24 protein-coding genes are annotated in these 26,685 nt (G+C 73.0%); 9 read left to right on the top strand and 15 right to left on the bottom strand.

Features of this window, described 5'->3' with window-relative positions:
* Window positions 1-117 precede the first annotated feature (117 nt).
* The 6 genes from F7P10_RS41155 to thyX form a co-directional block, all read right to left on the bottom strand.
* Entirely contained in the window at window positions 118-912 is a 795-nt protein-coding gene (locus tag F7P10_RS41155) for an enoyl-CoA hydratase/isomerase family protein (RefSeq protein ID WP_151017516.1), read from the bottom strand.
* Complete coding sequence (locus F7P10_RS41150; protein WP_151017514.1) at window positions 909-1,856, bottom strand: alpha/beta hydrolase; 948 nt, start codon at window positions 1,854-1,856, stop codon at window positions 909-911. Before F7P10_RS41150 ends, F7P10_RS41155 begins: the two co-directional genes overlap by 4 nt.
* A gap of 76 nt (window positions 1,857-1,932) precedes the next feature.
* Entirely contained in the window at window positions 1,933-2,655 is a 723-nt protein-coding gene (locus tag F7P10_RS41145) for a gamma-glutamyl-gamma-aminobutyrate hydrolase family protein (RefSeq protein WP_151017512.1), read from the bottom strand.
* A 136-nt stretch (window positions 2,656-2,791) separates the two neighbouring features.
* Window positions 2,792-3,592, bottom strand: coding sequence for a helix-turn-helix domain-containing protein (locus F7P10_RS41140; RefSeq protein WP_151017510.1), 801 nt, complete (start codon window positions 3,590-3,592; stop codon window positions 2,792-2,794).
* A gap of 108 nt (window positions 3,593-3,700) precedes the next feature.
* A complete protein-coding gene (locus F7P10_RS41135) occupies window positions 3,701-4,411 on the bottom strand; it encodes a dienelactone hydrolase family protein (RefSeq protein WP_151017508.1) in 711 nt (236 codons plus the stop codon).
* Window positions 4,412-4,520: 109 nt separating this feature from the next.
* The gene (thyX, locus tag F7P10_RS41130; protein ID WP_218040298.1) at window positions 4,521-5,252 is read right to left on the bottom strand and encodes an FAD-dependent thymidylate synthase; all 732 of its coding nucleotides are present in this window, start codon (window positions 5,250-5,252) and stop codon (window positions 4,521-4,523) included.
* A 196-nt stretch (window positions 5,253-5,448) separates the two neighbouring features.
* Here thyX and F7P10_RS41125 point away from each other — a divergent pair, with 196 nt between their 5' ends.
* Both F7P10_RS41125 and F7P10_RS41120 read left to right on the top strand, forming a co-directional pair.
* Window positions 5,449-7,476 carry a molybdopterin-dependent oxidoreductase gene (locus tag F7P10_RS41125; RefSeq protein WP_151017506.1) on the top strand — a complete coding sequence of 676 codons (2,028 nt, stop codon included), beginning with the start codon at window positions 5,449-5,451 and terminating at the stop codon, window positions 7,474-7,476.
* A gap of 51 nt (window positions 7,477-7,527) precedes the next feature.
* Window positions 7,528-8,772 (top strand): DUF1266 domain-containing protein, encoded by a 1,245-nt coding sequence (locus tag F7P10_RS41120; RefSeq protein WP_151017504.1) that lies wholly within the window; start codon window positions 7,528-7,530, stop codon window positions 8,770-8,772.
* 9 nt (window positions 8,773-8,781) lie between these two features.
* Here the strand turns inward: F7P10_RS41120 and add are convergent, their stop codons facing one another.
* Window positions 8,782-9,807, bottom strand: coding sequence for an adenosine deaminase (gene add / locus F7P10_RS41115; protein ID WP_151017502.1), 1,026 nt, complete (start codon window positions 9,805-9,807; stop codon window positions 8,782-8,784).
* A gap of 98 nt (window positions 9,808-9,905) precedes the next feature.
* On the opposite strand from add, the gene F7P10_RS41110 reads away from it, so the two are divergent.
* Entirely contained in the window at window positions 9,906-10,916 is a 1,011-nt protein-coding gene (locus F7P10_RS41110) for a YafY family protein (protein ID WP_151017501.1), read from the top strand.
* Here F7P10_RS41110 and F7P10_RS41105 read toward each other — a convergent pair.
* The 3 genes from F7P10_RS41105 to F7P10_RS41100 all read right to left on the bottom strand — a co-directional run bounded on the left by F7P10_RS41105 (window position 10,900) and on the right by F7P10_RS41100 (window position 14,572).
* Window positions 10,900-11,835 (bottom strand): SDR family oxidoreductase, encoded by a 936-nt coding sequence (locus tag F7P10_RS41105; RefSeq protein ID WP_151017499.1) that lies wholly within the window; start codon window positions 11,833-11,835, stop codon window positions 10,900-10,902. The two genes, F7P10_RS41110 and F7P10_RS41105, sit on opposite strands and share 17 nt — an antisense overlap.
* 79 nt (window positions 11,836-11,914) lie before the next feature.
* Entirely contained in the window at window positions 11,915-12,061 is a 147-nt protein-coding gene (locus F7P10_RS42990; protein ID WP_169528911.1) for a GPGG-motif small membrane protein, read from the bottom strand.
* Between the two features lie 333 nt (window positions 12,062-12,394).
* Window positions 12,395-14,572: an anthranilate synthase component I gene (locus tag F7P10_RS41100; RefSeq protein ID WP_151017497.1), complete on the bottom strand. Its 2,178-nt coding sequence runs from the start codon at window positions 14,570-14,572 to the stop codon at window positions 12,395-12,397.
* Window positions 14,573-15,010: 438 nt separating this feature from the next.
* Between F7P10_RS41100 and F7P10_RS41095 the strand changes: the two genes are divergently transcribed.
* Window positions 15,011-15,253, top strand: a complete 243-nt coding sequence (locus tag F7P10_RS41095; RefSeq protein WP_151017495.1) for a DUF3311 domain-containing protein — start codon at window positions 15,011-15,013, stop codon at window positions 15,251-15,253.
* A 4-nt stretch (window positions 15,254-15,257) separates the two neighbouring features.
* A complete protein-coding gene (gene mctP / locus F7P10_RS41090; protein ID WP_151017493.1) occupies window positions 15,258-16,868 on the top strand; it encodes a monocarboxylate uptake permease MctP in 1,611 nt (536 codons plus the stop codon).
* A gap of 68 nt (window positions 16,869-16,936) precedes the next feature.
* Here mctP and F7P10_RS41085 read toward each other — a convergent pair whose 3' ends face one another.
* From F7P10_RS41085 to F7P10_RS41065, 5 genes are all read right to left on the bottom strand, one after another.
* Window positions 16,937-17,338 (bottom strand): phosphomannose isomerase type II C-terminal cupin domain, encoded by a 402-nt coding sequence (locus F7P10_RS41085; RefSeq protein WP_254716285.1) that lies wholly within the window; start codon window positions 17,336-17,338, stop codon window positions 16,937-16,939.
* On the bottom strand, window positions 17,335-17,988 hold the full coding sequence (locus tag F7P10_RS41080; RefSeq protein WP_151017491.1) for a TetR family transcriptional regulator: 654 nt from the start codon (window positions 17,986-17,988) through the stop codon (window positions 17,335-17,337). The genes F7P10_RS41085 and F7P10_RS41080 overlap by 4 nt, the downstream gene beginning before the upstream one ends.
* Window positions 17,989-18,119: 131 nt before the next feature.
* The gene (locus tag F7P10_RS41075) at window positions 18,120-19,349 is read right to left on the bottom strand and encodes an acyl-CoA dehydrogenase family protein (protein ID WP_151017489.1); all 1,230 of its coding nucleotides are present in this window, start codon (window positions 19,347-19,349) and stop codon (window positions 18,120-18,122) included.
* Window positions 19,350-19,486: 137 nt separating this feature from the next.
* Window positions 19,487-20,470, bottom strand: a complete 984-nt coding sequence (locus tag F7P10_RS41070; RefSeq protein ID WP_218040297.1) for a glucosyl-3-phosphoglycerate synthase — start codon at window positions 20,468-20,470, stop codon at window positions 19,487-19,489.
* A 279-nt stretch (window positions 20,471-20,749) separates the two neighbouring features.
* Entirely contained in the window at window positions 20,750-22,183 is a 1,434-nt protein-coding gene (locus F7P10_RS41065) for a helix-turn-helix domain-containing protein (RefSeq protein WP_151018641.1), read from the bottom strand.
* 150 nt (window positions 22,184-22,333) lie between these two features.
* On the opposite strand from F7P10_RS41065, the gene aceA reads away from it, so the two are divergent.
* The 4 genes from aceA to F7P10_RS41045 all read left to right on the top strand — a co-directional run bounded on the left by aceA (window position 22,334) and on the right by F7P10_RS41045 (window position 26,446).
* Entirely contained in the window at window positions 22,334-23,617 is a 1,284-nt protein-coding gene (aceA, locus tag F7P10_RS41060) for an isocitrate lyase (RefSeq protein ID WP_151017486.1), read from the top strand.
* 127 nt (window positions 23,618-23,744) lie between these two features.
* Window positions 23,745-24,533, top strand: coding sequence for an ABC-2 family transporter protein (locus tag F7P10_RS41055; RefSeq protein WP_254716284.1), 789 nt, complete (start codon window positions 23,745-23,747; stop codon window positions 24,531-24,533).
* A 4-nt stretch (window positions 24,534-24,537) separates the two neighbouring features.
* On the top strand, window positions 24,538-25,389 hold the full coding sequence (locus F7P10_RS41050) for an ABC transporter permease (protein WP_368077441.1): 852 nt from the start codon (window positions 24,538-24,540) through the stop codon (window positions 25,387-25,389).
* A gap of 25 nt (window positions 25,390-25,414) precedes the next feature.
* On the top strand, window positions 25,415-26,446 hold the full coding sequence (locus F7P10_RS41045; protein WP_151017482.1) for an ATP-binding cassette domain-containing protein: 1,032 nt from the start codon (window positions 25,415-25,417) through the stop codon (window positions 26,444-26,446).
* Window positions 26,447-26,685 lie beyond the last annotated feature (239 nt).

Genomic DNA, 26,685 nt, shown 5'->3' with positions numbered 1-26,685 from the left:
CGTCCGCGGCCGCCCGCGGGCGGTCCCCGGTCGCCCGTACCGGCGGCGGGCCGGACGCTGGAGGGCGGCGTCCACTCGCCCGGCGGTCCGCCCGGCGGGCCACCGCCGTGCCGCGGGTCAGCCGAACTCGGGCGGGCGCTTCTCGCGGAGGGCCGCCACGCCCTCGCGCACGTCCGGCCCGGTGAATCCGAAGAACTCCATCGCCAGCGACGCGTCGAACGTGGGCCCCGCCATGCGCAGCCAGTTGTTCAGCGCGTACTTGGTGAACTGGATCGCCTCGGCGGGCCCGGCGGCCAGCCGACCGGCGATCTCCAGCGCGCGGTCGTGCACCTCGGCGTCGTCCACGCACAGCGACACCAGGCCGATCCGCTCCGCCTCCTCGCCGGTGAGGACGTCGTTGAGCAGCAGGTAGTACTTCGCCTTCGCCATCCCGCACAGCAGCGGCCAGACGATCGCCGCGTGGTCCCCGGCCGCGACGCCCAGCCGGGTGTGGCCGTCGATGATCTTCGCCGAGCGGCCCGCCACCGACACGTCCGCCAGCATGGCCACCGCCAGCCCCGCCCCCACCGCCGGGCCCTGGATCGCGCTCACCACCGGCTTGGCGCAGTCGACCACGTTCATCACGATGTCGCGGGCCTCGCGCATGATCCGGCGCCGCGCCGCGTGGTCGTCCATCATCTCCTCGATCATGGACAGGTCGCCGCCCGCCGAGAACGCCTCGCCCTCCCCGCGCACCACGATCGCGCGCACCTCGTCGTCGGCGTCCGCGTCCCGCCAGATCCGCGCGAGCTCCCCGTGCCCCACCGTGTCGACCGCGTTCAGCCGCCCCGGCGTGCTCAGCGTCACCCGGAGCACCCCCGGCGCCGCCCAGTCGATCCGCAGCCGCTCGTACGTCCCGTACCGGTCGCTCATGACGCCTCCGCTCCACTGAAACCGAATGCCGTTCGCAATCGTGCCACGGCGTAGCCCACCGCCTCGGCACCGGCGTCGAACATCTCCGGCAGCAGGAAGAACGAGTGCACCACCCCGTCGTAGCGGCGCAGCTCCACCGGCACCCCCGACTCCCGCAGGCGCCGCGCGTACGCCTCGCCCTCGTCCCGCAGGATGTCGCACTCCGCCGTGATCACCGTGGCGGGCGCGACCCCGCGCAGGTCGGGGGCCCGCAGCGGCGCCAGCCGCGGATCACCGGGGTCCGCACCGCCCCGGTACAGGTCCATGAAGCGCGCCAGCGTCGGGGCGTCGAGCCCGTACCCGGTGCCGTACTCCCGCCAGCTCGGCGCGTCCCGCGCCGTGTCGGTCACCGGGTAGACGAGCAGCTGGTGCGCGAGCGCGACGCCCCGGTCCCGGGCGAGCAGCGCGACCGCCGCGGCGAGGTTCCCGCCCGCGCTGTCCCCGGCCACCGCGACCGCCCCCGGCCGGATCCCGTACCGCTCCGGCCGCCGGACGGCCGAGGCCACCACGGCCCACGCGTCGTCCACCGCCGCCGGGAACGGGTGCTCGGGCGCCAGCCGGTACCCGACGCTCAGCACCGCGCAGCCCGCGTCCGCCGCGAGGTCGCGGCACAGGCGGTCCACGTTCTCGATGCCGCCGAGCACCCAGCCGCCGCCGTGCAGGTACACGACCGCGGGCAGGGGGCCCGCCACCACCGGGCGGTACAGCCGCACCGGCACCGGACCGCCCGGCCCCCGCACGGCCAGATCGTCCACGACCGCCAGTTCGCGCCGCTCGAAGGGCAAGAGCGCGCCGACCCGCTCCCGCATCTCCTCGATCGTGGGCTCGCCCGCGCCGTCCGGCGGCACCTGCGTCCAGGACGCGAGCTCCTGCAGGAAGCGAACGGTCTGCGGCTCCAGCGGCATGCGACGGCCTCCGGGGGAAAGCGATGGAATCTACCGGTTCGTCTTCCCCTGTCGCCCGAACGCCAATCGCCGACCGCTAGCCGCGGGCCGCAGCCACCAGCGCCTCGAACAGCCGCCCGTCCGTCCCCTCCTCGGGATGCCACTGCACGGCCAGCCCGAACCGGTGCCCCTGCAACTCCGCGGCCTCCACGACCTGGTCGTCCGCCCAGGCCACCGCCGCCAGCCCCTTCCCGAGCCGCCCCACCGCCTGATGGTGGAGCGTCGGGACGTCGGCGGCCTCGCCGAGCACCTTCCCGATCATGCTGCTGGGCGAGATCCGCACCGGATGGGAGCCCATCTTCCCCGGCTCCGGCGCGTGCCGCTCGTGCCCGACCGCCTCCGGCAGATGCTGGACGAGCGTCCCGCCCCGCGCGACGTTCAGTACCTGCATCCCCCGGCAGATCGCCAGGAACGGGACGTCCGCGTCCACCACCGCCCGGGCCAGCGCGAGCTCGAAGCGGTCCCGCTGCGGCTGCGGCGGGTCCGTCTCGGCATGCCGCTCCGCACCGTACAACTCGGGGTCCACGTCGGCGCCGCCCGCGAGCACGATCCCGTCCAGCCGTCCGGCCAGCGCCCCCACTCCCCGCAGCGACGCCGCCGGCGGGAGCAGCACCGGCACGCCGCCCGCCCGCTCCACCGAGCGCACGTACGAGACCGGCAGCAGCGCCGCCTCCCGCACCCACATGCCCCACCGCGCCGGCTCCTGGCAGGCGGTGATGCCGATCAGCGGCGCGGTTCCGCCCGGACTGGGCTCTGACATGGGTCGTTCCCCTCTCCCGGCCGGTGTCGGCGGCCGGGCGGCTCGTCCGTCAGGGAGTCCTCCCACCTTGTCGTTCCCGCCACTCCCGCCGCAAGAGGGCGCACCCGTCACCGCCGAACCGTCACCAGCCGAACCGTCACCAGCCGGCGCGCTCCCGCAGGAAGTCGCTCGTCGCCGCGTCCGCCGGGTAGAACGACTCGATCGCCAGTTCCGCCACCGTGATGTCGACGGGCGTCCCGAAGGTCGCGATCGTGCTGAAGAACGACAGGTCGCGCCCGTCCTGCCGGATCCGCAGCGGGACGAACACCTCGTGCCCCGCGGGCGGCGCCATCGCCTCGCCGACGTCCCCAGGGAAGTCCCGCAGCTCCCGGTACAGCTGCGCCAGCGACGCGTCCGCCGTCAGCCGCACGTGCCGCCGCACCCGGTCGATCATGTGCGCCCGCCACTCCGCCAGGTTCAGGATGTTCTTCGCCATACCGTCGGGGTGCATGCTCAGCCGCAGCACGTTCAGCGGCGGCTCCAGGAGTTCCGGCGGCGCGCCCTCCATGAACAGCGCCGCCGCACCGTTGGCGTCGATGAGGTTCCAGAACCGGTCCACGACGACGGCCGGGAACGGCTCGTGCCCTCGCAGCACCTGCTTGATCGCGGCGCGGACCGTGTCCATCCGCGGTTCCTCGATCGGCGTCTCCTCGAACACCGGCGCGTATCCCGCCGCCACCAGCAGCAGGTTCCGGTCGCGCAGCGGGACGTCCAGATGCTCCGCCAGCCGCAGCACCATCTCCCGGCTCGGCGCCGACCTTCCCGTCTCCACGAAGCTGAGGTGCCGGGTGGACACGTCCGCCTCCGACGCCAGCTCCAGCTGGCTCAGCCGCCGCCGCTGCCGCCACGCCCGCAGTTGCTCCCCGATCGGCCGCACATCGCTCAAGGTCGTCGTCACCGCACCGACGCTACCGGCGGCACGTCACGGCGGCGATGACGTCGGAGGTAATGGGCCGGCTCCGTACGCGGTCGTCCCGTCGCCGACCGCGCGGCTTTACGTTGTAGATCATTGGCGGACGTGCTCGTCGAAGAACGCGAAGATGCGGTCCCAGCCGTCCCCGGCGTTCTCACGGCCCTTGCCCATGCCGAACAACACCTTCGCGACGGGGGCGTACGGGCCCGGCACCTGCGTCTCGGTGAGGAAGCCGTGGCCCGTGGCCGGGTACTCCTTCACGTCGTGCGGGACGCCGGCGCCGGTCAGCGCCCGCTCCAGCTTCCCCGCCGCCCCGCGCAGCGTGGGGTCGGCGGCGCCGTAGCCGGCGACGATGGGGCACGCGCCCCGCAGCGCCTCGTCCGGCCGTCGCGGGAGCATGCCGTAGTTCACCGCCGCGGCGCGGAAGTCGTACCGCGCCGCCGCGACGAGCGCGAAGCCGCCGCCCATGCAGAAGCCGCACACGCCGACGTCGCCGGTGCAGTCGGCGCGTCCGGCGAGCCACGCGCGCGTCGCCTCGATCGCGTCGTAGGTGGCGCCGCGCCCGGCGCGCATGTCGCGCATGGCCTTGGTGACGCACCGCAGCCAGGGGGCGCCGCCGTACAGGTCGGGCAGCACGGCGAGGTAGCCGTGCGCGGCGAAGCGGTCGGCCTGCGCGCGCATGTCCGCGGTCGAGCCGAAGGCCTCGAACAGGACGACCACGCCGGGCCAGGGCCCCTCCCCTTCGGGGACGGCCAGGTATCCGGGCAGGTCGCGTGTTCCGGTGGGGATCTCGACGTCCGTCATACCGCCCAAGCTTCCCTCATCCGGGCCTCCCGGCCCAGCCCCGCGCCGCGCTCTTCGAGCCGATCGGCCGGGCGTCCGGCACTGCGGCGGGTGACCGCCGGGGGCGTCCTCAGGGGGCGACGCGGCCGTTCGCCTCGAAGGCGGCGTGGGTCAGCGGCATGAGCGCCGCCCACTGCTCCTCCATCCGCTCGGCCACCATCTCGATCTCGCGCTGCGGGAACGAGGGGAACTTCGAGTCCTCGCGCTTCGTGCGCAGCGACAGGAAGTTCATCAGGGCGCGAGCGTTGCAGGTCGCGTACATGGAGGAGTAGAGACCGACCGGCAGGACGGTCCGGGCGACCTCGCGGGCGACGCCCGCCTCGAGCATCTCGAGGTAGGCCCGGTACGACCGGCGGCAGCTCTCCATGGTGGCCTCGGTGACCAGCTTGTGCTGCTCGGGCGTCCCGTCGACGAAGACGTACTTGCCGGGCTTGCCCTCCTGCACCAGCTTCCGTTCGGGCCCGGGAACGTAGAAGACGGGTTCCAGGCGCCTGTACCGGCCGCTCTCCTCGTTGTAGGAGAACGTCCGATGGCGCATGAACTCCCGGAACACGAAGATCGGGGCCTTCACGTAGAAGGTCATCGACGAGTGCTCGAAGGGGGTCCCGTGCCGGTCGCGCATCAGGTAGTTGATCAGGCCCCTGGAGCGCTCGGGATCGGCCTTCAGTTCCTCCAGGGAACTCTCGCCCTTGGTGGACACCCGGGCGGCCCACAGCACGTCGGCGTCCGACGCCGCCGACTTGATCAGTTCCACGTCGACATCGCTGCGGAACTCGACGTCCATCGCTTCGGCACCCGTCACCGGACTCCCCCTCGCACCTATGCACCGGCCGCGGCAACCCTACCGGAGGCCGCCGGGGCGCCGAGCGGGACGTCATGTGCGTTCGGGTGCGACGCTGCTGGATCGATGCCGCAGACTGGAGGGGTTCGTCCGAGGTCGGAGAGTGCGAGGGACGGTCCGGTGCGCGGAGCGCCGGTGCGGTCGAGGGGGACGCCCGATGGGGCCTGAGCTGAAAGTGCTGGGAGCCTGTCCGCTGGACTGCCCCGACGGGTGCTCGTGGGTGGTGACCGTGCGGGACGGGAAGGCGGTGCGGCTGCGCGGCAACCCCGACCACCCGTACACGCGGGGCGCGCTGTGCGCGAAGGTGAACCGCTGGCTGGAGCGGGCGGAGCAGCCCGACCGGATCCTGCACCCGATGCGGCGGGTGGGCCGCAAGGGCGCGGGACGGTTCGCGCGGATCTCCTGGGACGAGGCGCTCGGGGAGATCGCGGAGCGGCTCGAGGACGTGGTGCGCGAGCACGGCGGCGAGGCGATCTGGCCGTACTGGGGCACCGGGACGCTGGGCTACCTGCAGGGGCTCGAGGGGTACTCCGGCCGGCGGTTCTTCAACGTGCTGGGCGCCTCGGGGCACTACGCCAACATCTGCTCGGCGGCGGGCAGTGCGGGGATGGAGGCGACGGTCGGGTCGGCGGGCGGCATGGACCCGCAGGACCTCGCGCACGCGCGGCTGGTGATCCTCTGGGGCTCGAACCCGCTGACCAGCGGGCATCACGTGTGGAAGTTCGTCCAGGACGCGCGAAAGTCCGGGGCGCGCCTGGTGGCGATCGACCCGGTGCGGACGCGGACGGCGCAGCAGGCCGACGAGCACCTGGCTCCGCTGCCGGGCACGGACGCCGCACTGGCGCTCGGCCTGCTGAACGTGATCGTCGGGTCGGGGGCGCAGGACGAGCGGTTCCTGCGGGAGCACACGGCGGGATGGGCGGAGTTCCGGGAGCGGATCGCGGAGCACCCGCCGGAGCGGGCGGCGGAGATCACCGGCGTGCCCGTGGAGAGCATCGTGGCGCTCGGCGAGCGGATCGCCCGCACCCGGCCGACCGCGATCCGCGCGACGCAGGGGCTGCAGCGGCACGCGGGCGGGGGCACGGCGCTGCGGGTGCTGGCGGCGATCCCGGCGGTGACCGGCGACTGGGCGCGGCTCGGCGGCGGGCTCGCGTTCTCGACGTCCGGGCACAACAGGCTCGACAAGGCGGCGCTGTGGCGGGACGACCTGCGGCCGGGGCCGGTGCGGACGCTGCCGATGACACGGCTCGGCGAGGGACTGCTGGACGTCGAGGACCCGCCGGTCAAGGCGCTGTTCGTGATCGCCGCGAACCCGGTGGGGAGCACCCCGCACCAGAACCGGGTGCGGCGCGGGCTGGAGCGCGAGGACCTGTTCACGGTGGTGATGGAGCAGTTCCCGACCGACACCGCCGACTACGCCGACATCGTGCTGCCCGCGACGGCGCAGCACGAGCACATGGACCTGCACGAGGGCTACGGGCACCTGTACCTGACGTGGAACGAGCCCGCGGTGGAGCCGCCGGGCGAGTGCCTGCCGACGACGGAGACGTTCCGCCGGCTGGCGCGGCGGATGGGGCTGAACGAGCCGGGCCTGTACGACTCCGACGAGAGCCTCGCCGAGCAGCTCCTCGCGTCCGACCACCCCTGGATGGCGGGCGTCACGCTCGACCGGCTGCGCGAGGAGGGCTTCGTGCGCATGTCGGTCCCGGACCCCTTCCTGCCGTACGCCGAGGGGTTCCCGACGCCGTCCGGTCGCCTGGAGTTCCCGCGCGGCGCCGCGTACGTCCCGCCCGCGGAGGTCGCCGACCGGGAGCGGGCGGCGCGGTACCCGCTGGCGCTGATCTCGGCGGCGTCGCACGAGTTCCTGAACACGCAGTTCGCGAACAATCCGGAGCTGCGGCGCCGGTCGGGACCCCAGACGGTCCGGCTGCATCCGGGCGACGCCGCCGCGCGGGGCCTGGCGGACGGGCAGCGGGTCAGGGTGGCCAACGACCGGGGCGGATTCGACGCGGTCCTGCGGGTGACCGACCAGGTCAGGCCGGGTGTCGCGGCGACGGCGAAGGGGCACTGGGCGAAGTTCTCCGGCGGCTCGAACGCGAACGCGGTGGTGGCCGAGCGCGACACCGACCTCGGTGCGGGCCCGGTGTTCCACGACACCCGCGTCGAGGTGAGCGCGCTCCCCTGATCGCGCTCCCCCGAGCGCGGCCGGCCGGTACGGTGTCGCCCGGAGGGACGCATGACGATGGAGGCCGATCCCGGCGCGATGCTCGACCGGGCCCGCAAGTACGAGCGGCAGGGACGTCCGGAGGAGGCCGCGGCCGCGTTCGCCGAGGCCGCCGGACGGCTGGAGGCGCGCGGCGACCGGGCGGCGGCGGGGGTCCGGGCGCGGCAGGCGCGGGCGCTCGCGGCGGCGGGACGCGCCGAGGAGGCGCTCGGGGTGCTGGCGGCGGCCGAGCAGGCGGCCCCGGACGGCGCGGACGTCCGCGCCGTCCTGGACGGGCACGCCGCGCACGTCCTGGCCGCGGCCGGGCGCGCGGGGGAGGCGGCGCGGCGGGCGTGGGCGGCGATGACCGCGTTCCGCTCGCTGGGCGACGACCGGCGCGCGGACGTCGCGGGCGCGCACGCGGCGCGGCTGATCGTCGAGGACACGGGGCCGCGCGCCGCGGTGGACCCGCTGCGGGACCTGCTGGGGCGCATGCCCCCGGACGGCGAGGGGCACCGGCGGGTCGCGCGGCTGCTGGCGGACGCCGAGCGGCGGCCCGACCGCGACTTCGACGTCCTCGTCACCGACCCGGACGGCGCCGGGTGGGGCGCGCTCGCCGCCGCACTGGCCGTGGGCGCGCACCTGGCGGTCGGCAACGGCGTCGCGTGGAACACCCTCGGCGACCGGGGGGCGCGCGACGACCGCGCCCTGCTGGAACGCGACTGGGGCGTCACCGACGCCGCGGGCTGGCGGGAGCAGGTGCGGGCGCTGCTGGACGCGGAGAACTCCGACCCCGCCGTCCAGATGGTCCTCGACCGGCGCGAGCCCGGCATGCGACCGGCGTCGTGGCGGGCCGCGATCGCCGGGTGGTGCGCCGAACGGAACGTGTCGGAGGAGACCACCCGGCGCGTGATCGAGCTGTCGGGGCTGATCCTGCGGTACGAGGAGCGGTTCCGCGCGGACGGGCTCCTCGGGCCGGACGAACCGGTGCGGAGCGTGTACGGCTACGACTTCGGCCGCGCCGTGAACATGGCGCGCTGGGGACTGGGCGCCGGGTACTGCGACGCCGACGAGGCCGAGAAGTGCGTCATGACCGCCGGGCAGCGCGCCCATCGGGTGTACGGGTCGTGGGAGTCGTTCTCCGCCGGATACGTCCTGGGACGGATGCTGCGGTTCGACGAGGGCGAGTTCGGCCAGTGGTACGCGCGCTCGGTCGTCGGGCACCGCGTCCTCGCCGAAGATCCCGCCAGCCCTTGGCGCCGGATGGCCTGGGGCTGACCGGACGCCTCACCCGAGCGCGTCGATCTCCGCGGCGATGGCCTCCTTCCCGGCGTCGTCCAGGCAGGACGCGGCCACGGCGTTGCGGGCCAGCGCGGCCAGTTCGGCGCGGCCGAGGCCGAACACCTCGGCGGCGAGGCGGTACTCGCCGGTCAGCGTGGTGTCGAACATCGGCGGGTCGTCGGTGTTCAGCGTGACGAACAGGCCGGCCTCCAGCATCCGCGGCAGCGGGTGGTCGGCGAGGGCGGCGATCTGGCCGGTGCAGACGTTCGAGGTCGGGCAGACCTCGAGGGGCGTGCCGGTGTCGCGCAGGTGGGCCATGAGCCGCTCGTCGCGGACGCAGGCGATGCCGTGCCCGATGCGTTCCGCCCCGAGGTGCTCGATGACCTCCCACATGGTCTCGGGGCCGGTCATCTCGCCCGCGTGCGGGAGGCTGCGCAGCCCGGCGGCGCGCGCCGCGCGGAACGCGTCCCGGATCTCGTCGCGGATCGCGGCGCGCAGCTGCTCGACGCCGCCGATCCCGAAGCCGACGAGCGCCTCCGCCGGGTGCTCCAGGGCGGCGGTGAGGGTGCCCTCGACCGCCTCGGCGCCGAAGTCGGCGGGGATGTCGTAGATGTAGGCGACGCGGACGCCGTACCGCTCGCGCGCCTCGCGCGCGGCGATGTCGAGCGCCTCCCGCACCGCGTGGTGCGGGATCCCGGCACGGGTGTGCGCCTGCGGGGTCACGGTCAGCTCGAAGTACCGGACGTTCTGGGCGGCGAGGTCGCGGGCGGCGCCGAGGACGAGCGTCGCGATGTCCTCGGGCGTCCGGACGAGGTGGTTGACCCGGTCGTAGACCTGGGCGAAGTGCGGGAAGTCGGTGAACGTGTAGAACTCGCGCAGTTCGCGCTCGTCCAGGGGAACGCCGCCGTCGGGGTGCCGGCGGGCGAGTTCCAGGACGGTCGGGACGGACGCCGAGCCCACGAGGTGGACGTGGAGCTCGACCTTGGGCAGGGCGTCGATGAACGCCTCGAGGGAGCCGGTCTCGGTCAGCACGCCGCGACGCTAACAGCGACACGACCGGCGTGGACAGGAAAACCGGAGCAACCTGCCACGAAATTGTCAAGATCGCCCGCGGCGGGCACGATGGAGGTGTGCGCGCGTCCCGGTTGATCTCACTCGTCCTGCTCCTGCAGTCGCGCGACCGCATGACGGCGGCGGAGCTGGCGCGCGAGCTGGAGGTGTCGGAGCGGACCGTGTACCGGGACGTGGAGGCGCTGTCGGCGGCCGGGGTCCCGGTGTACGCCGAGCAGGGCCGGGCCGGGGGCTACCGCCTCGTCGCCGGGTACCGCACGCGGCTGACCGGGCTCAGCCGGGAGGAGGCGGAGGCCCTGTTCCTGTCGGGCCTGCCGGGCCCGGCCGGGGACATGGGGCTCGCCGACGCGGTCGCCGCCGCCGAGCTGAAGGTGCTCGCCGCGCTGCCGGGCCCGCTGCGGGACGCGCCCGCCCGCGCCGGGCAGCGGTTCCACCTGGACGCGCCCGGCTGGTTCCACGCCCCCGATCCCCCGCCGCTGCTGCGCGATCTCGCCGCGGCCGTCTGGTCCGACGCGGAGGTCGAGCTGCGGTACCGGCGCAAGGACGGCGAGGTGACGCGGACCGCCGAGCCGTACGGCCTGGTCCTGAAGAACGGCACCTGGTACCTGGTGGCGCTGGTCGGCGGGCGGCCCCGCACCTACCGGGTCGACCGCGTCGCGGCGGTCGCGCCGACGGGCGCGGCGTTCGGCCGCGACGTGGACTTCGACCTCGCGGGGTACTGGCGGGAGCAGGCGGACGCGTTCGCCCGCTCGATGCTGCACGAGGAGATCACCGTGCGGCTCAGCCCGGCCGGGATGCGTGGACTCCGGTTCGCGACCGGCGAGCACGCGGTGCGCCGCGCCGCCGAGGCGGCCGGGGAGCCGGACGCGGACGGCTGGCGGACGACCGTGCTGCCGGTCGAGTCGCTCGAGGTCGCGGCGCACGAGATGCGGATCCTCGGCGCCGACGTCGAGGTACTGGCGCCGCCGGAGTTGCGGGCGCGGATGGCCGGTGCCGCGGCCCGGCTCGCGGCGCTGTACGCGCGGCCGGGCGGCGGCACCGGAGGTGGAGCGGTCAGCGGTAGCCGGTGACGTCGGCGGGCTTCCCCGCCATGACCACTTCGGTGATGTAGGCGTAGGCGTCCGGGCGGCTGCCGTCGGCGTCGGTGAACCCGTACACCTTCGCGAGCCCGCCGCTGGACTGCGACGTCCCGTTCCAGCGGGCGCGCTCCGGATCGGCCGCGAGGGCCGCGACGGCCCGCCCGACCAGCGCCGGGGTCTCGGAGATCGCGAAGTGCGGATCCTTCTCCGCACCGTCCGGCCAGGTGTCCTCGGTGACGCCGAAGTGCTCCAGCATCGCCTCCGAGCGCAGCCAGCCGGGCGTCAGCGACACGGCCGTCCCGCCGTACGGGGCGATCTCCACCGACTGCGCGAGCGCCATCCGGATGACGGCGGTCTTCACGAGGTCGTAGAAGTATCCGCAGTCCTTGCGGTACTCCGCGTTGAACTCGGCGGTCCCGTCGGTGATCTCGACGACGAGGCCGCCGGGTTCGCGGATCAGCAGCGGCAGCGCCCGGTGGCTGGTGATGGCGTGGGTGTCGAGGGCGAGCCGCAGCATCCGCAGCCCGTTCTCCAGGGACTGCTCCCACAGCGGCTTGCCGAACTCGAAGAGGTGGTCGCTCCCCCAGACGTCGTTGACCAGGACGTCGAGGCGTCCGCGCTCGTCGTCGATGCGGCGGACGAGGCCGTCCACCTGGGCGGGGTCCAGGTGGTCGACCCGGACGGCGATGCCCTCGCCGCCCGCCGCCGTGACGAGCGCGGCGGTGTCCTCGATGGTCTCGGGACGGTCCATCTCCGATCGCGCGGACCGGGTCGTCCGTCCCGTGCAGTACACGGTGGCGCCGGCGGCGCCGAGTTCGGCTGCGATGCCGCGCCCGGCGCCGCGGGTGGCGCCGGCGACCAGCGCGACCTTCCCCGCCAGCGGCGCGCCGTCGGTCTCGTTCTCACTCATGCCGCCGATGCTGGCAGCGAAACCTGACAGCGCGCGTCAGCGTTCTTCCCGGCCTCCGGAGATCTCTCCCGGCGCGCGGCTAGCCGAAGATGCTGACGCCGCCGGGGCCCACGAGCAGGCCGACGACGATGAGGACGATGCCCCAGAGCAGGTCGCGACGGGCGATCAGGACGTAGGCGCCGGCGATCACGAGGATCACCGCGATGAGCCAAAGAATGAACATCATGGTGCCGGGGTCCCCCAGCGGATGCCCACGAAACACCCGGTTCGATTCGGCCGTCCGGAAAGCGGAGTTCCAGACCGCGCAAACTCGGGCACGGCACGGCGGAAGCGGCCCCCGACGCGGAGGAGGGAGCGCGCCTCCCCCCTCCGCCGGGATAACGGCGATCACGCGCCGCGAGCGGCGCGGTGGCCGGTCACCATCCTGCCGTGCCCGCGACCTCGGGGACAGCGCCTCGAGGACCATTTCCGGCGGCGGCGATCAGACTCTGGAATGAGGTTCGGTTCATCATTCCGGTCGATCCGCCCGGCGGGAGCCGGGCGAACGGCCAGGAATCGGTCAGGAATTCGGTCGGCGGCAGAGCCGCAGCACGTTGGCCACGATCGCGTGCCCGGCGCCGCCCGCCGCCGTGAGGATCGACTCCGGATGGAACTGGACGGCCCAGCGCCGCCGGCCCGCGTCCTCGATCGCCATCACCACGTCGCCGGTCACCGCCGTCACCCGGAAGCCCTTCACCCGGTCGGGCGTGGCGTGCAGCGAGTGGTAGCGGGCCGCGGTGAACTCGTCCGGGAGCCCCTCGAACAGCCCGCCGCCGGTCACCTTCACCTGGCCCGGCTTGCCGTGCGACGGCTCGGGCAGCAGGTCCAGCGCACCGCCCGCGTGCTCGACCATCGCCTGCAGGCCCAGGCAGACGCCGAAGACGGGGAGCCCGCGCGCGTCCAGGGCCTCCAGCAGGGCCCCGGTGGCGAAGTCGTCCGGCCGTCCCGGGCCCGGGGACAGGACGACGAGGTCGGGGGCGTGCTCGTCCAGCAGCCGCGCGGGGAAGCCGTGCCGGAGCGTGACCACCTCCGCGCCCTGCTGCCGGAAGTAGTCGGCGAGGGTGTTGACGAACGAGTCCTCGTGGTCGACGAGCAGCACCTTGAGCCCGTCGCCCGCGCGCTCGGACACCGGCTCGGGCGCGGGCGCGGGCCGCTCCCCCGCCGCGGCGTCCCGCGCGACGGCCTCGAGCGCGCCGAGCAGCGCGCTCGCCTTGAGGTGCGTCTCGCGCTCCTCCTCGTCGGGGTCGGAGTCGTACAGCAGCGTCGCCCCGGCCCGCACGGTCGCGACGCCGTCGCGGATCTGCGCCGTGCGCAGCGTGAGACCGGTGTTCATCGACCCGTCGAAGCCGACGCACCCGACCGCGCCGCCGTACCAGCGGCGGGGCGAGTCCTCGTGGTCCTCGATGAACTGCATCGCCCACGTCTTCGGCGCGCCGGTGACCGTCACCGCCCACATGTGGGTGAGGAACGCGTCGAGCGCGTCGAACTCCGGGCGCAGCCGCCCCTCGATGTGGTCCACGGTGTGGATGAGCCGCGAGTACATCTCGATCTGCCGGCGGCCCAGCACCCGGACGCTGCCGGGCACGCACACCCGCGACTTGTCGTTGCGGTCCACGTCCGTGCACATGGTCAGCTCGGACTCGTCCTTCGCCGACCCCAGGATCGTGCGGATCTGCTCGGCGTCCTCCAGCGCGTCGGCGCCGCGCCTGATCGTCCCCGCGATCGGGCAGGTCTCCACCCGGTCCCCGCTCACCCGCACGAACATCTCCGGGGAGGCGCCGACCAGGTACTCGCCGTCGCCGAGGTTGAACAGGAACTCGTACGGCGCCGGGTTGGTCTCGCGGAGCCGCTCGAAGAACGCGGCGGGCGAGTCGCACCGCCCGTGCATGGCGTGACCGGGCGTGACCTCGAAGAGGTCGCCGCGCACGAACCGCTCCTTGGCGTCCCGCACCATCTGCGCGTACACGCCCGGCACCGGCTGCGGGGGGAGCTCCGCCGGGACGGCGGCGGGCGTCGGCCCGGTCGCGCGCGGGAGCCCGGCGGTGGCCGCCCCGCCGGTCTCGAAGTCGTAGGAGATCCGGTGCGAGGTCTCGCGCTTGCGGTCCACGACGACCATCTCGTCGGCCAGGTGCAGCACGAGGTCCCGCTGGTCGTCCGGCCGCGGCAGCCGCGTCCTCAGGGGTTCGAACTGCAGCGAGAGGTCATAGCCGAAGGCCCCGTACAGGCCGAGGTGCGGGTCGTCGCAGCGGAACAGGTCGATGACGGCGCGCAGCGCCGTGAAGACCGTCGGCTGGCGGCTGCGCTCCTCCTCGGTGAAGAACTCCTCGGTGGGCGGGACGAACACGACGCACTCCGCGGGCCCGTCGGCCCGCACCTCGCCCGTCCCGCGCAGCGCGGCGGAGACGGCGGGCAGCACCACCCGGCCGCGCCCGTTGAGGGCGCGGACCGTGACCGTCCGGCCCCGCGCCACGATCTCCAGGCACGGGTCGACGTAGGCCATGTGCCAGCGGCTGTACCGGCCGGGATACTCCATGCCGGAGCTGAGCACGCCGCCGCGCCGCTCCCCCACGGCGGCGACGAGCGCGTTCAGCACGTCGGACTTGCGTTCGGGGTCGACGGGCGTCGCGGTACGGGTCACCCGTACGCCCCCGGCCGTGACGAACTCGCCGGTCGTCGGCTGTTGTGAGACGGTCTCCACCGCGGTGGCCCCTCATCGTCGGGCCCTGCACCGGACGGACGACCTGACACCGACCGCCGGGTGAGGGCGGTCGCCTGGTCCTGGAAACGTGCACGAACCGGCGCCGCCTTAGCGGCGCCACCACCACTGGCCGGTGATACGGCGGGGCACGGTTCGCATGGACCGAGACTACCCGGTCCCGGCCGCCCGGGTCGACCGGTACGAGCGGACGCACTCGGCGAACGGTACGGACGAAAGCCCCGGTCACGCCGCACCCGGTCAGCGGCGGCGTCCACCTGGAACGCTCCACCCGAGTCGTGCCGGGGCAGATATCGACCTGTGACCCCGGTCACGGTACGCTCCCCCGGTTTCACCCGTGACACGGCCCCGTCCCGCGATCCGGACGGACGGCCGGGCGCCGTGCGCACGCTCCCGCGAACCAGTGGCAAGGAGGACCCTTTGGTCTCTAAGGAAGAGCCCGGCGCGCCGCAGACCCCGCCGCCCTCGCGCCGCTCCGATCGCAGCCCGTGGAACTGGCTGCTGATCGTCCCGGTCGTCGTGCCGCTGCTGACCTTCTTCTACAACAGCGACTCGCCCCGGCTCTGGGGCATCCCCGCCTTCTACTGGACGCAGATGCTCTTCATCCCGCTCGGCGTGGCCTGCACCGTCGTCGTGTACCGCATGACCAGGAAGCGGGGCTGATCCGGTGGCGAGCGACCACATCACCGAGATCGTCATCTTCTCGGCCCTCTTCCTGCTGGTCAGCGGGATGGGTTTCGTCGCGGCCCGGTGGCGCAGGGCCGCGACGATGGACAACCTGGACCAGTGGGGGCTCGGCGGCCGCAACTTCGGCGGCTGGATCACCTGGTTCCTGATCGGCGGCGACCTCTACACGGCGTACACGTTCGTCGCCGTCCCCGCGCTGGTGTTCGGCGCCGGGGCGGCGGGCTTCTTCGCCGTCCCGTACACGATCGTCGTGTACCCGCTGGTGTTCCTCGTGCTGATCCGGCTCTGGTCGGTGTCGCACGTGCACGGTTTCGTGACCCCCGCCGACTTCGTCCGGGCCCGGTTCGGCTCTCCGACGCTGGCGCTGGTCATCGCGATCACCGGCATCGTGGCCACGATGCCCTACATCGCGCTGCAGCTGGTCGGCATCGAGGCTGTGCTGAAGGCGATGGGCGTGCACGGGCACTGGCCGATCGTCATCGCGTTCGTCATCCTGGCGGCCTACACCTACCAGTCCGGGCTGCGCGCGCCCGCGCTGATCGCGTTCGTCAAGGACGTGCTGATCTACCTGGTGATCATCGTCGCGGTGCTGTACATCCCGGCGAAGCTCGGCGGCTGGGGCGACATCTTCGACGCGGCGCGGGCGAAGTTCGACGCGTCGGAGAACCCCGGGGACGGCATCCTGCTGGACGGCTCGAACCAGCTCAACTACGCGATGCTCGCGCTGGGCTCGGCGATGGCGCTGTTCCTGTACCCGCACAGCATCACCGGTGTCCTGGCCGCCAAGAACCGCAACGTGATCAAGCGGAACATGGCGGCCCTGCCGGCCTACAGCCTGGTGCTCGGCGTGATCGCGCTGCTCGGCTACATGGCGATCGCGGCGGGCGTGGAACCGGTCTCCCACGAGGGCACGGCGGACGGCAACACGGTCGTCCCGGTGCTGTTCGACCAGATGTTCCCGGACTGGTTCGCGGGCGTCGCCTTCGCCGCCGTCGGCATCGGCGCGCTCGTCCCCGCGGCGATCATGTCGATCGCGGCGGCGAACCTGTTCACCCGCAACATCTACCGGGAGTACCTCAACCGGAACGCGACCGAGAAGCAGGAGGCCACGGTCAGCAAGCTGGTGTCGCTGATCGTCAAGGCCGGCGCGGTGGCGTGCATCCTGCTGCTGGACCCGCAGTTCTCCATCGACCTGCAGCTCATCGGCGGCGTCATCATCCTGCAGACGCTGCCCGCGGTCGCGCTCGGCCTGATGACCCGCTGGTTCCACCGCGGCGCGCTCATCGCGGGCTGGGCGGCGGGCATGCTGGCCGGCCTGGCGCTGCTCTACCAGATCCCGAACCCCGCCAAGGGCAAGGAGCACTTCGGCGGCTCGGCCTACCCGCTGAGCGACTTCGGGTTCGACACGAAGATGACCCTCTACGTGGGCGTCATGGCGCTGCTCGTCAACGTGGTCGTCGCGGTGGTCGGCACCGTGCTCTGCCGCGCCGCGAACCTCAGGGACGGCGTGGACGCGACCAAGGAGGACGACTACCTCGCCGACGAGCACGACCCGAAGGTCAAGGAGATCGAGATGACCGGCAGCACCTGACCGGTCACGCGTTCCCCGCGTCCGGCCCGCGGCGGCCCTCCGGAGCCCGCCGCGGGCCGGTCCGCCTGTCAGGTTCGGCCGTAGGAGTCCTCGAGGCGCTCGATGTCGTCCTCGTCGAAGTGCCCGAACGCGATCTCCATGACCCGCACGGCGGGACCGTCCGAGCTCAGCCGGTGCGTCTCCCCGGCCCGGATGAACACCCGCTCCCCCACCTGCGGCAGGATGCGGCGGCCCGCCACCTCGAACACCGCGCCGGGGTCGAGCGCCACCCACAGCTCGTCGCGGTCGCGGTGCCGCTGCAGGCTGAGGCGCTGCCCCGGCTCCACGTGGATCAGCTTGACCGTGGACGGCTCGTTGAGCGTGTACCGCTCGAAGCCGCCCCAGGGCCGCCGCTCGCTCTCGACCTCCGGCTCGGGGCGCAGGTCGGCGGCGGCGGCCGGGTCGGGTCGCAGGTCGGTCTGCACAGTCACCTCGGGGATTCTGGTTCGCTGAACAACTGCAGGGCGCGGGCGCCGGTCGCGGCGGCCGGCAGCCCGCCGAGGATGAGGTCGGCGAGGCCGTCCACCACCGCCTCCCTCGGCACCTCGGCGGCGTGGTCGAGCCACCAGTCGCCGGCGGTCTGCACCATGCCGACGATGGCGTGGCCCAGGACGTAGGCGCGCGTCCGGTCCGTCATCTCGCCCTCGGCGATCATGACCTCGGCGAGTTCGCGGCTCAGATCGCGGATCATCGTGCTCGTCACGCTGTGCGTGGCGGCGTCCTCCGCCCCGGCCCGGTGCATGAGGAACCGGTACAGGTTGAGGTTCTTGGAGATCGTCGACAGGTAGCCGTCGATGGTGGACCGGGTGCGCTGCCGGATCGGAACGTCCCGGGAGAACTCCTCCCGGATCGTCCCGATAAGCCGACGGATGTGCCGTTCGGCGAGCGCCTGGTACAGCCCGCTCTTGTCGCCGAAGTGCCGGTACAGGATCGGTTTGCTGATCCCGGCCTCGGCGGCGATCGCGGCCATGGACGCCTCCGGGCCCTCCCGCTGGATGACCCGGTCGGCGGCCTCCAGGAGCGCGCGCCGGCGGCCGGGATCGCGCCTGGATCCCGGCCCGCCGACCGTCGTCGCCCTCATGATCGGTTCACCGTACGCCCGCACGGCGGGCCGGACGGCGGGAGGGTGGCCGGGTTCGGCCGCGACGGTCGGGCATGCCCCGAACGGTATCGGGGGTGTTACCCGGTGACAACACGTCGCCCCCGCCGCCGTTACCGGACCGGGAGGCCGGTGACGGTGCGGCCGATGACCAGGCGCTGGATCTCCGACGTGCCCTCGAAGATGGTGAAGATCTTGGAGTCGCGGTGCATCCGCTCGACCGGGTACTCGCGGGTGTAGCCGTTGCCGCCGAGGATCTGGATGGCCTCCTCGGTGACGTGCACCGACATCTCGCTGGCCATGAGCTTGGCCATCGAGCCCTCGGCGTTCTCGAAGTCCTTGCCGTTGCGGGCCATCCACGCCGCCCGCCACACCATGAGGCGAGCCGCGTCCAGCCGGGTCTTCATGTCGGCGAGCTTGAACGCGATCGCCTGGAAGTCGCCGATCTTCTTGCCGAACTGCTCGCGCTCGCGCGCGTACTGCAGCGCGTAGTCGTAGGCGGCGCGGCCGACGCCGAGCGCCATCGCGCCGACGGACGGGCGGGTGGTCTCGAACGTCTTCATCGCGGCCTGCCCCTTGGAGCTCTTGCCCTCCCGGGCCCGCGCGACCCGCTCGTCGAACTTCTCCTTGCCGCCGACGATCAGGCCGGCGGGGAGGCGCACGTCCTCGAGGATCACCTCGGCGGTGTGGGAGGCGCGGATGCCGTGCTTCTTGAACTTCTGCCCCTGCCGCAGGCCGGGGGTGTTGGGCGGGACGATGAAGCTGGCCTGGCCGCGGCTGCCCAGGTCCGGATGGACGGACGCCACGATGACGTGGACGTCGGCGATGCCGCCGTTCGTCGCCCACGTCTTGGTGCCGTTCAGCACCCACTCGTCCTTCGCCTCGTCGAAGACGGCGCGGGCGCGGATCGCCCCGACGTCGCTGCCGGCGTCGGGCTCGGAGGCGCAGAACGCGCCGAGCCGGACGTCGTCGGGCGACCCGAACATCTGCGGGACCCACTCGGTCACCTGCTCCGGGGTGCCCACCGCGGCGACCGACGCGGCGGCCAGCCCGGTCCCGACGATGGACAGCGCGATGCCGGCGTCCCCCCAGAACAGCTCCTCGAACGCGACCGGGATGCCGAGTCCGGTCGGCTCGAGCCACTGGGTGGCGAAGAAGTCGAGCGAGTACAGCCCGACCTTGGACGCCTCCTGGATCAGCGGCCAGGGCGTCTCCTCGCGCTCGTCCCACTCCTCCGCCGCGGGACGCACGACGTCCCGCGCGAACTCGTGCACCCAGTCCCTGACCTCGCGCACGTCATCGCTGATCTCCAGCGAGAACGGCGCGGTCTCCGCGCTCGTCATGCCAATTGACCCCTTCTCCAATAAGCGTGTGTTACCAACGGTAGCACCGCCTGGCGTTACCGCGGGTAACACCGTGGCCGGAGTCACAGGGGACAGCGGGACGGGCTCACGGGGACGGAGCCCCCGGGGCGGCGGGACTACCGGCGGCCGGGTGTGACGGGCCGGGACGACGCGTAGCCGGGCACCTCGCGCATCGGGGGGCGCTCCCCCACGGCCATGTCGGCCGTCCGGGCATCGTGCCCGTCCGCGGACCGGCGGAACTGGGTCAGCGCGGTCGACGGCGCGCTCAGCGGCATGATCCGGCCGTGCCGCTCCAGCCGCGACCAGGCGGTCACCATGATCTGCCCGGACATCGCGCCGAGCGCCTCGGTGGTCTGGTGGGAGTGCACCCGGCGCCCGAGGTCCACCTGGGCGATGGCGTCCAGCCCGGAGTCCCGGTAGACGTCCACCAGCAGGCCGATCTCGACGCCGTAGCCGGTGACGAACGGCAGCCGCTCGAGCAGGGCGCGCCGTCCGGCGTACTCCCCGCCGAGCGGTTGCATCACGCCCGCCAGCAGCGGCCAGTGCATGTTGATCAGCGGCCGGGCGACGAGCTCGGTCACCCGGCCGCCGCCCCCCTCCACGCTGCGCTCCCCGTCGACCAGCGGCCGGTCGTAGCAGGCCTTGACGTAGCCGACCGACGGGTCGGTCAGCAGCGGCCCGAGCAGCCCCGTCACGTAGGACGAGGTGAAGTCGCGCAGGTCCGCGTCCACGAACACGATGATGTCGCCGGACGTCACGGCGAGGGACTTCCACAGCGCCTCGCCCTTCCCGGACATGCGGCCCAGCGCGGGCAGGACGGAGTCCTGCGCCACCACCCGCGCCCCGGCGGCCCGCGCGACCTCGGCCGTCCGGTCGGTGGACCGCGAGTCGATCACCACGATCTCGTCGACGAGCGGCACGCGCCGGACCAGGTCCCTGCGGATGCAGGCGACGATGTCCCCGACGGTCGCCTCCTCGTCGCGGGCCGGCAGCACGACGCTGATCCCGCTCGCGCCCTTGGCGGCGAGCAGGACGTGCGAAGGCCAGTCCTCCGCCGTGCTCGTGCGGCGGCGCAGCCACGAAGCCACCTCAGGAAGCACGCACTCTCCCTCCGACAACGAGCCCTGAAAACCGGACATCCCCCGGGATGCGCACCGGACACCCCAAATCATCCCCTGTCGGGACGACAGTGGAGCAATCGCCTTACTGTTACGGGACGTTGCGCCATCGTAAAAAGAATCCGGCCCCCGCCGTCCGCCCCACCCGCCGTCGCACCGGTGCGCCGCTCGCGGGGCCCGGCACCCGACCGGCCCGCGCCGCCGGCCGCTCGCGCGGGCCTGCGGCACGGGCCGGTCGCACGGGCCGGTCGGGGCGGCGGCTCAGTCGGTGTGGCGGTCCAGGAACTCGTAGACGTCACGGTCGTCCACGCCGGGGAACGCGCCGGGCGGGAGGACCGACAGGACGTGCGAGTGCGCGCGGGCGGACGGCCAGGCCATGCCCTCCCAGCGGTCGGCCAGGGCCTGCGGCGGGCGCTGGCAGCAGTCGCCGTCCGGGCAGGCCGACTTGACCCGCCGGGTCGTCTCGCGGCCGCGGAACCAGCGGGAGTCCTCGAATCGGACACCGAGCGTGATCGCGAAGTCGCGCTCGTGGCTGGGGTCGATGTGCGAGAGGCACCAGTACGTCCCGTTGGGGGTGTCGGTGTACTGGTAGTAGACGGAGAAGCGGTCCTCGGCGCCGAACACGTGGCGTCCCGCCCACTGGCGGCACATCCGCTGGCCCTCGATCGCGCCGTCCTCGTCCTGCGGGAACTCCAGCCCGTCGTTGGCGTACGCCTTGTAGATCGTGCCGCTCTCGTCGTTCTTGGTGAAGTGCAGCTGCAGGCCGAGGTGGTGGGTGGCGATGTTGGTGAAGCGGTGCGCGGCCATCTCGTAGGAGACGGAGAAGACGTCGGCGAGGTCCTCGACGGACAGCTCGCGGGCGGTCTTGGCCTCCTGCAGGAACGGGACGACGCTGCGCTCGGGCATCAGGATCGCGGCGCCGAAGTAGTTCGCCTCGACGCGCTGGCGGAGGAAGTCGGCGAAGTCGCGGGGCTGGTCGTGGTCGAGGGCGATGTGGCCGAGCGTCTGCAGCAGGATCGTCCGGGGGGTGTGCATGCCGAGCTGCTCGCGCTCGAGGTAGATCCGGCGGTTGCGCAGGTCGGTGACGGACCGGACGGACCGGGGCAGGTCCTGCACGTACTGCAGGCTGAACCCGAAGTGCCCGACCAGGGACATCAGCGTGCCCTGCGAGACGGCGCGCCCCCGGTACCCGACGGCGTCGAGCGTCTGCGCCACGATCTTCTCGATGTCGGCGAAGTGGTTGCCGCGCTCGTGCATCTGGCGGCGCAGCTCCGCGTTGGCCTTGCGGGCCTCCTCGGGGCTGGCGGTGGGTTTGGTGCGGCTGCGTTTCAGCTCCCCGTACAGGGCGAGAATGTGCTCGATGACCTCGTTGGGCATCCGCTTGCCGACCTTGAGGTGCGACAGCCCGAGCGTGCGGTAGAGGGGGTCGCGCTGCGCCTCCTCCAGGGCGATCTCCAGCTGGGCGCGGCGGCTGGGCGGCTGGCGGCGCAGGAGTTCCTCGACGGGAGACTCCAGCGCGGTCGCCAGCGCCTGCAGCAGCGACAGCTTGGGCTCGCGCCGCCCGTTCTCCAGCAGGGAGAGCTGGGACGGGGCGCGGCCGACGCGCTCGCCGAGTTCGGCGAGGGTCATGCCACGGGCGCGCCGGAGGTGGCGGAGCCGCTGCCCGAAGGTGACGAGGTCTACATCGCTCGTCAAGTTGAGGGGTTCTTCTGGCTGCAAGGTCGTCACGGCTTCATGATAGCGGAATTTTCGCAGTTCTTCTGTTACTCGTGAGTTCATTAAGCCTGGCGGATCGGGGCATAGTCGTCCTCAAGCACCCAGGGGACGACACGGAAGGGCAGAACAATGAGCGACAGTCGCCTCAAGGGCGCAGCCGAGGAGCTGCGGCGTCAGTGGGAGACCGACGCCCGGTGGAAGGGCGTCGAGCGGACCTACACGGCCGAGGACGTCGTGCGGATCCGGGGTTCGGTCCAGGAGGAGCACACGCTCGCCCGCCTCGGCGCGGAGCGCCTGTGGAAGCTGCTGCACGAGGAGGACTACGTCCACTCGCTCGGCGCACTCACCGGAATGCAGGCCGTCCAGCAGGTGAAGGCCGGCCTGAAGGCCATCTACCTGTCCGGCTGGCAGGTCGCCGCGGACGCCAACCTGGCGGGCCAGACCTACCCGGACCAGAGCATCTACCCGGCGAACTCGGTTCCGGCCGTCGTGCGCCGCATCAACAACGCGCTGCTGCGCGCGGACCAGGTCCAGTGGGCCGAGGGCGAGGGCGACACCCACTTCCTCGCCCCGATCGTGGCCGACGCCGAGGCCGGTTTCGGCGGCGTGCTGAACGCCTTCGAACTGATGAAGGGCATGATCGCCGCGGGCGCCGCGGGCGTGCACTGGGAGGACCAGCTCGCGTCCGAGAAGAAGTGCGGCCACCTCGGCGGCAAGGTCCTCATCCCGACCTCGCAGCACATCAAGACGCTGAACACGGCCCGTCTCGCGGCCGACATCGCCGGCGTCCCCTCGCTGATCATCGCGCGGACCGACGCCGAGGCCGCGACCCTGATCACGACGGACGTGGACGAGCGCGACCGCGAGTTCATCACCGGCGAGCGCACCGCCGAGGGCTTCTACCGGGTCCGCAACGGCATCGAGCCCTGCATCGCCCGCGCCAAGGCCTACGCGCCGCACTCCGACCTCATCTGGATGGAGACCGGCACGCCGGACCTGGAGCAGGCCCGCAAGTTCGCCGAGGCGGTCAAGGCCGACTACCCGGACCAGATGCTCGCCTACAACTGCTCGCCGTCCTTCAACTGGAAGGCGCACCTGGACGACTCCACGATCGCCAAGTTCCAGCGCGAGCTGGGGCACATGGGGTTCAAGTTCCAGTTCATCACCCTGGCGGGCTTCCACGCGCTCAACTACGGCATGTTCGACCTGGCCCACGGCTACGCCCGCGAGGGCATGACCGCCTACGTCGACCTGCAGGAGCGGGAGTTCGCCGCGACGGAGAAGGGCTTCTCCGCGGTCAAGCACCAGCGCGAGGCCGGCACCGGCTACTTCGACATGGTCAGCACCGCGATCTCGCCGGACTCCTCGACCACGGCACTGAAGGGCTCCACCGAAGAGGGCCAGTTCCACTGATCCTCTCCAGCTGAACCTTCTCCCCCGGAAGGCCCCCGCGCTCCTACACCCGCGGGGGCCTTCCCACGTCCGGGGACACCGGTGAACCGCTGGCCCCGGCGTCGTGATGCGTTTAGGCTCTGGGCAAGTGGGCGTTCTTCCCTGGGTCTGCCTGTACGGCTTCCGCCGTCACGCCGCGTATCCGCTCGCCTCCGTAGCGGAGGCCTTCACCAACACCGTCTTCGGCTTCATCCGCGCGTACGTCCTGCTCGCCCTCTGGGATGCGCGGCCCGGCCTCGGCGGGTACGACGCCGCCGACGCCGTCACCTTCTGCTTCCTCACGCAGGCGCTCATCGGGCCCGTCCAGATCTTCGGCGGGATGGACCTGTCCCGGCGGATCCGGGACGGCGACGTGGCGATCGACCTGCACCGCCCGGTCGATCTGCAGCTCTGGTGGCTGGCCGACGACCTGGGCCGCGCGGCCGGCGCGCTGCTGCTGCGCGGCGGGCCGCCGCTGCTGGCGGGGGCGCTGGTGTTCCCGTTCCACCGGCCCGGCCCCGCCGCGTCGGCGGCGTTCGCGGTGTCGCTCGCCCTGGCGTTCCTCGTCGGGTTCGCGCTGCGCTACCTGGTGACGCTGGGAGCGTTCTGGCTGCACGACGACCGGGGGCTGAGCACGGTCGCGACGGTGCTGTCGCTGTTCTTCTCCGGCATGATCCTCCCGCTGGTGGTCTTCCCCGGCGCGTTCGGCGACGTCGCCGCGGCGCTGCCCTGGTCGGCGCTGATCCAGGTCCCGGCCGATGTGTGGCTGGGCGCCGGAACCGGCACGGACGTGGCCGCCGCGCTGGCGTTCCAGGCCTGGTGGGCGGCGGTCCTGCTGGCGGCGGGAGCGCTGGTGACCCGCGCGGCGCGGCGGAAGCTGGTGGTGCACGGTGGCTGACCCGGTGACCGACCCGTTGGCCGACCCGGTTGCCGGGAGGGTGGCCCGCCCGGTGGCGCGCGAGGTGCGCATGTACGCGCTGCTGGCGTGGACGTGGATCCGCGCCGCCGCCCAGTACCCGGTGTCGCTGGTCCTGATGGTGCTCGCCACCGCCTGCATCACCGGGCTCGACGCGGCCGCGATCCTCCTGCTGTTCGCGCACGCCGACCGCGTCGCGGGGTTCGGCGCCGAGGAGGTCCTGTTCCTGTACGGGACGTCCGCGCTGTCGTTCGCGCTGTCGGACTGCGTCCTCGGCACCGCTGACCGGCTGGGGCAGCACGTACGGGACGGGACGCTGGACGCGATGCTCGTCCGGCCGGTGAGCCCGCTCGTGCAGGTCGCGGCCGAGGAGTTCACGCCCCGCCGGGCCGGCAAGCTCGTCCCGGCGGGGCTCGTCCTGCTGTTCGTGCTGCCGCGGCTGGAGACGGACTGGACTCCCGGCCGGATAGCGATGCTCCCGGTGATGGTGGCGGCCGGAGCGGCCATCTTCGCGGGCCTGTGGGTGATGGTGGGCGCGGCGCAGTTCTTCCTCGTCGAGAGCCAGGGCGCCACCAAGTCGGTCACCTACGGGGGCGCGTTCCTGACGCAGTACCCGCCGACGATGTTCGCCCGCGACCTCGTGCGCGGGGTGACGTTCGTGGTGCCGCTCGCGTTCGTCAACTGGCAGCCCGCGCTGTACGTCCTGGACCGTCCCGATCCGCTGGGGCTGCCGGAAGCGGTGCGGTTCGCCTCGCCCGCCGTCGCCGTCGCGGTGTGCGCGGCGGCGGCGGTCACGTGGCGGGCGGGGCTGCGGTACTACCGCTCCACGGGCAGCTGACGAAACCGTCGAAGGGGTCCCTGACATGATCGTCGCCGAGCACGTCGGCAAGTCGTTCACCGTCCGCGCGCGGCGCGCCGGCGGCCGCAGGCGCGTCCGCACGGCGGTGCGCGCGGTGGACGACGTCTCGTTCACCGTCGAACCGGGCGAGTTCGTCGGGTACCTCGGCCCGAACGGCGCCGGGAAGTCCACGACGATCAAGATGCTGACGGGCATCCTGACCGCCTCGTCGGGGACCCTGCGGGTGCTGGGGCTGGACCCGTCGCGGCGGCGGACGGCGCTCGCCCGCCGGATCGGGGTCGTGTTCGGGCAGCGGACGACGCTGTGGTGGGACCTTCCGCTGCGCGACAGCCTGGCGCTCGTCCGGAAGCTCTACGGCGTCGAGCCGCGCGCGCACCGGGCCAGGCTCGCGGAACTGACGGCGCTGCTGGAGCTCGGGCCGTTCCTCGACACGCCGGTGCGGCAGCTCAGCCTGGGCCAGCGGATGCGCGGCGACCTGGCCGCCGCGCTGCTGCACGATCCGGAGCTGCTCGTCCTGGACGAGCCGACGATCGGCCTCGACGTGGTCAGCAAGGCGACCGTCCGGGAGTTCCTCGCGCGGACGAACGCCGAGCGCGGCACGACGATCCTGCTGACCACGCACGATCTGGGCGACATCGAGCGGCTCTGCCGCCGCGTCATGATCATCGACCGGGGGCGCCTCGCGTTCGACGGCGACCTCGGCGAGCTGCGCCGGACCGCGGACGCCGACCGGTTGCTGGTCGTCGAGCTGGCCCGGCCCGGCCCGCCGATCACGGTGGACGGGCCCGCGATGGAGGGCGTGGCGGTCGAGCGGTCGGAGGGGCCGCGGCAGTCGTTGCGGCTGCCCCGGACGGCCAACGCGGCGGCGGTGGTCGCTGCGATCGCGCGCGACCACGACGTCCGCGACATCGCGCTGCGGGAACCCGGCATCGAGGACGTCCTGGCCGGGCTGTACCGCGGCGAGCGGCTCTACGGCTCCCACTCCCCCGCGCCCGCGGAGCCGTCCGGATCTCCCGGGGCGCTCAGCACCGAGTGACCCGCCTCGGGCCCGGCCCGGACCCGGGGAATGCGAACCGCTCTTCGGACAAGTAAGAGAAGGCGGCGAACACACATCCGCTTCTTACATGGGGCGGACGATCGCGGGACGGAAAACGACCGGAATCCGCCGGGATCGCCGGGCGCGGGCAACCGTCGGGCGGCCTTCCCGCGTCTCTGTGTCATCGAGGTAAGGCCCTGGTGCCGCGGCACCGGGGAACGCACGGATTCAGGGGGCCA

The organism is Actinomadura sp. WMMB 499, from assembly GCF_008824145.1.
GTDB lineage: Bacteria > Actinomycetota > Actinomycetes > Streptosporangiales > Streptosporangiaceae > Spirillospora.
Note: the sequence above shows the minus strand (reverse complement) of the source record. Positions and strands in the feature narration are given on the sequence as shown.

Coding starts and splice junctions, on each gene's coding strand:
- F7P10_RS41155 (WP_151017516.1), bottom strand. CDS start 912: ATGAGCGACCGGTACGGGACGTACGAGCGGCTGCGGATCGACTGGGCG.
- F7P10_RS41150 (WP_151017514.1), bottom strand. CDS start 1,856: ATGCCGCTGGAGCCGCAGACCGTTCGCTTCCTGCAGGAGCTCGCGTCC.
- F7P10_RS41145 (WP_151017512.1), bottom strand. CDS start 2,655: ATGTCAGAGCCCAGTCCGGGCGGAACCGCGCCGCTGATCGGCATCACC.
- F7P10_RS41135 (WP_151017508.1), bottom strand. CDS start 4,411: ATGACGGACGTCGAGATCCCCACCGGAACACGCGACCTGCCCGGATAC.
- F7P10_RS41125 (WP_151017506.1), top strand. CDS start 5,449: ATGGGGCCTGAGCTGAAAGTGCTGGGAGCCTGTCCGCTGGACTGCCCC.
- F7P10_RS41120 (WP_151017504.1), top strand. CDS start 7,528: ATGACGATGGAGGCCGATCCCGGCGCGATGCTCGACCGGGCCCGCAAG.
- F7P10_RS41105 (WP_151017499.1), bottom strand. CDS start 11,835: ATGAGTGAGAACGAGACCGACGGCGCGCCGCTGGCGGGGAAGGTCGCG.
- F7P10_RS42990 (WP_169528911.1), bottom strand. CDS start 12,061: ATGATGTTCATTCTTTGGCTCATCGCGGTGATCCTCGTGATCGCCGGC.
- F7P10_RS41080 (WP_151017491.1), bottom strand. CDS start 17,988: ATGAGGGCGACGACGGTCGGCGGGCCGGGATCCAGGCGCGATCCCGGC.
- F7P10_RS41075 (WP_151017489.1), bottom strand. CDS start 19,349: ATGACGAGCGCGGAGACCGCGCCGTTCTCGCTGGAGATCAGCGATGAC.
- aceA (WP_151017486.1), top strand. CDS start 22,334: ATGAGCGACAGTCGCCTCAAGGGCGCAGCCGAGGAGCTGCGGCGTCAG.
- F7P10_RS41045 (WP_151017482.1), top strand. CDS start 25,415: ATGATCGTCGCCGAGCACGTCGGCAAGTCGTTCACCGTCCGCGCGCGG.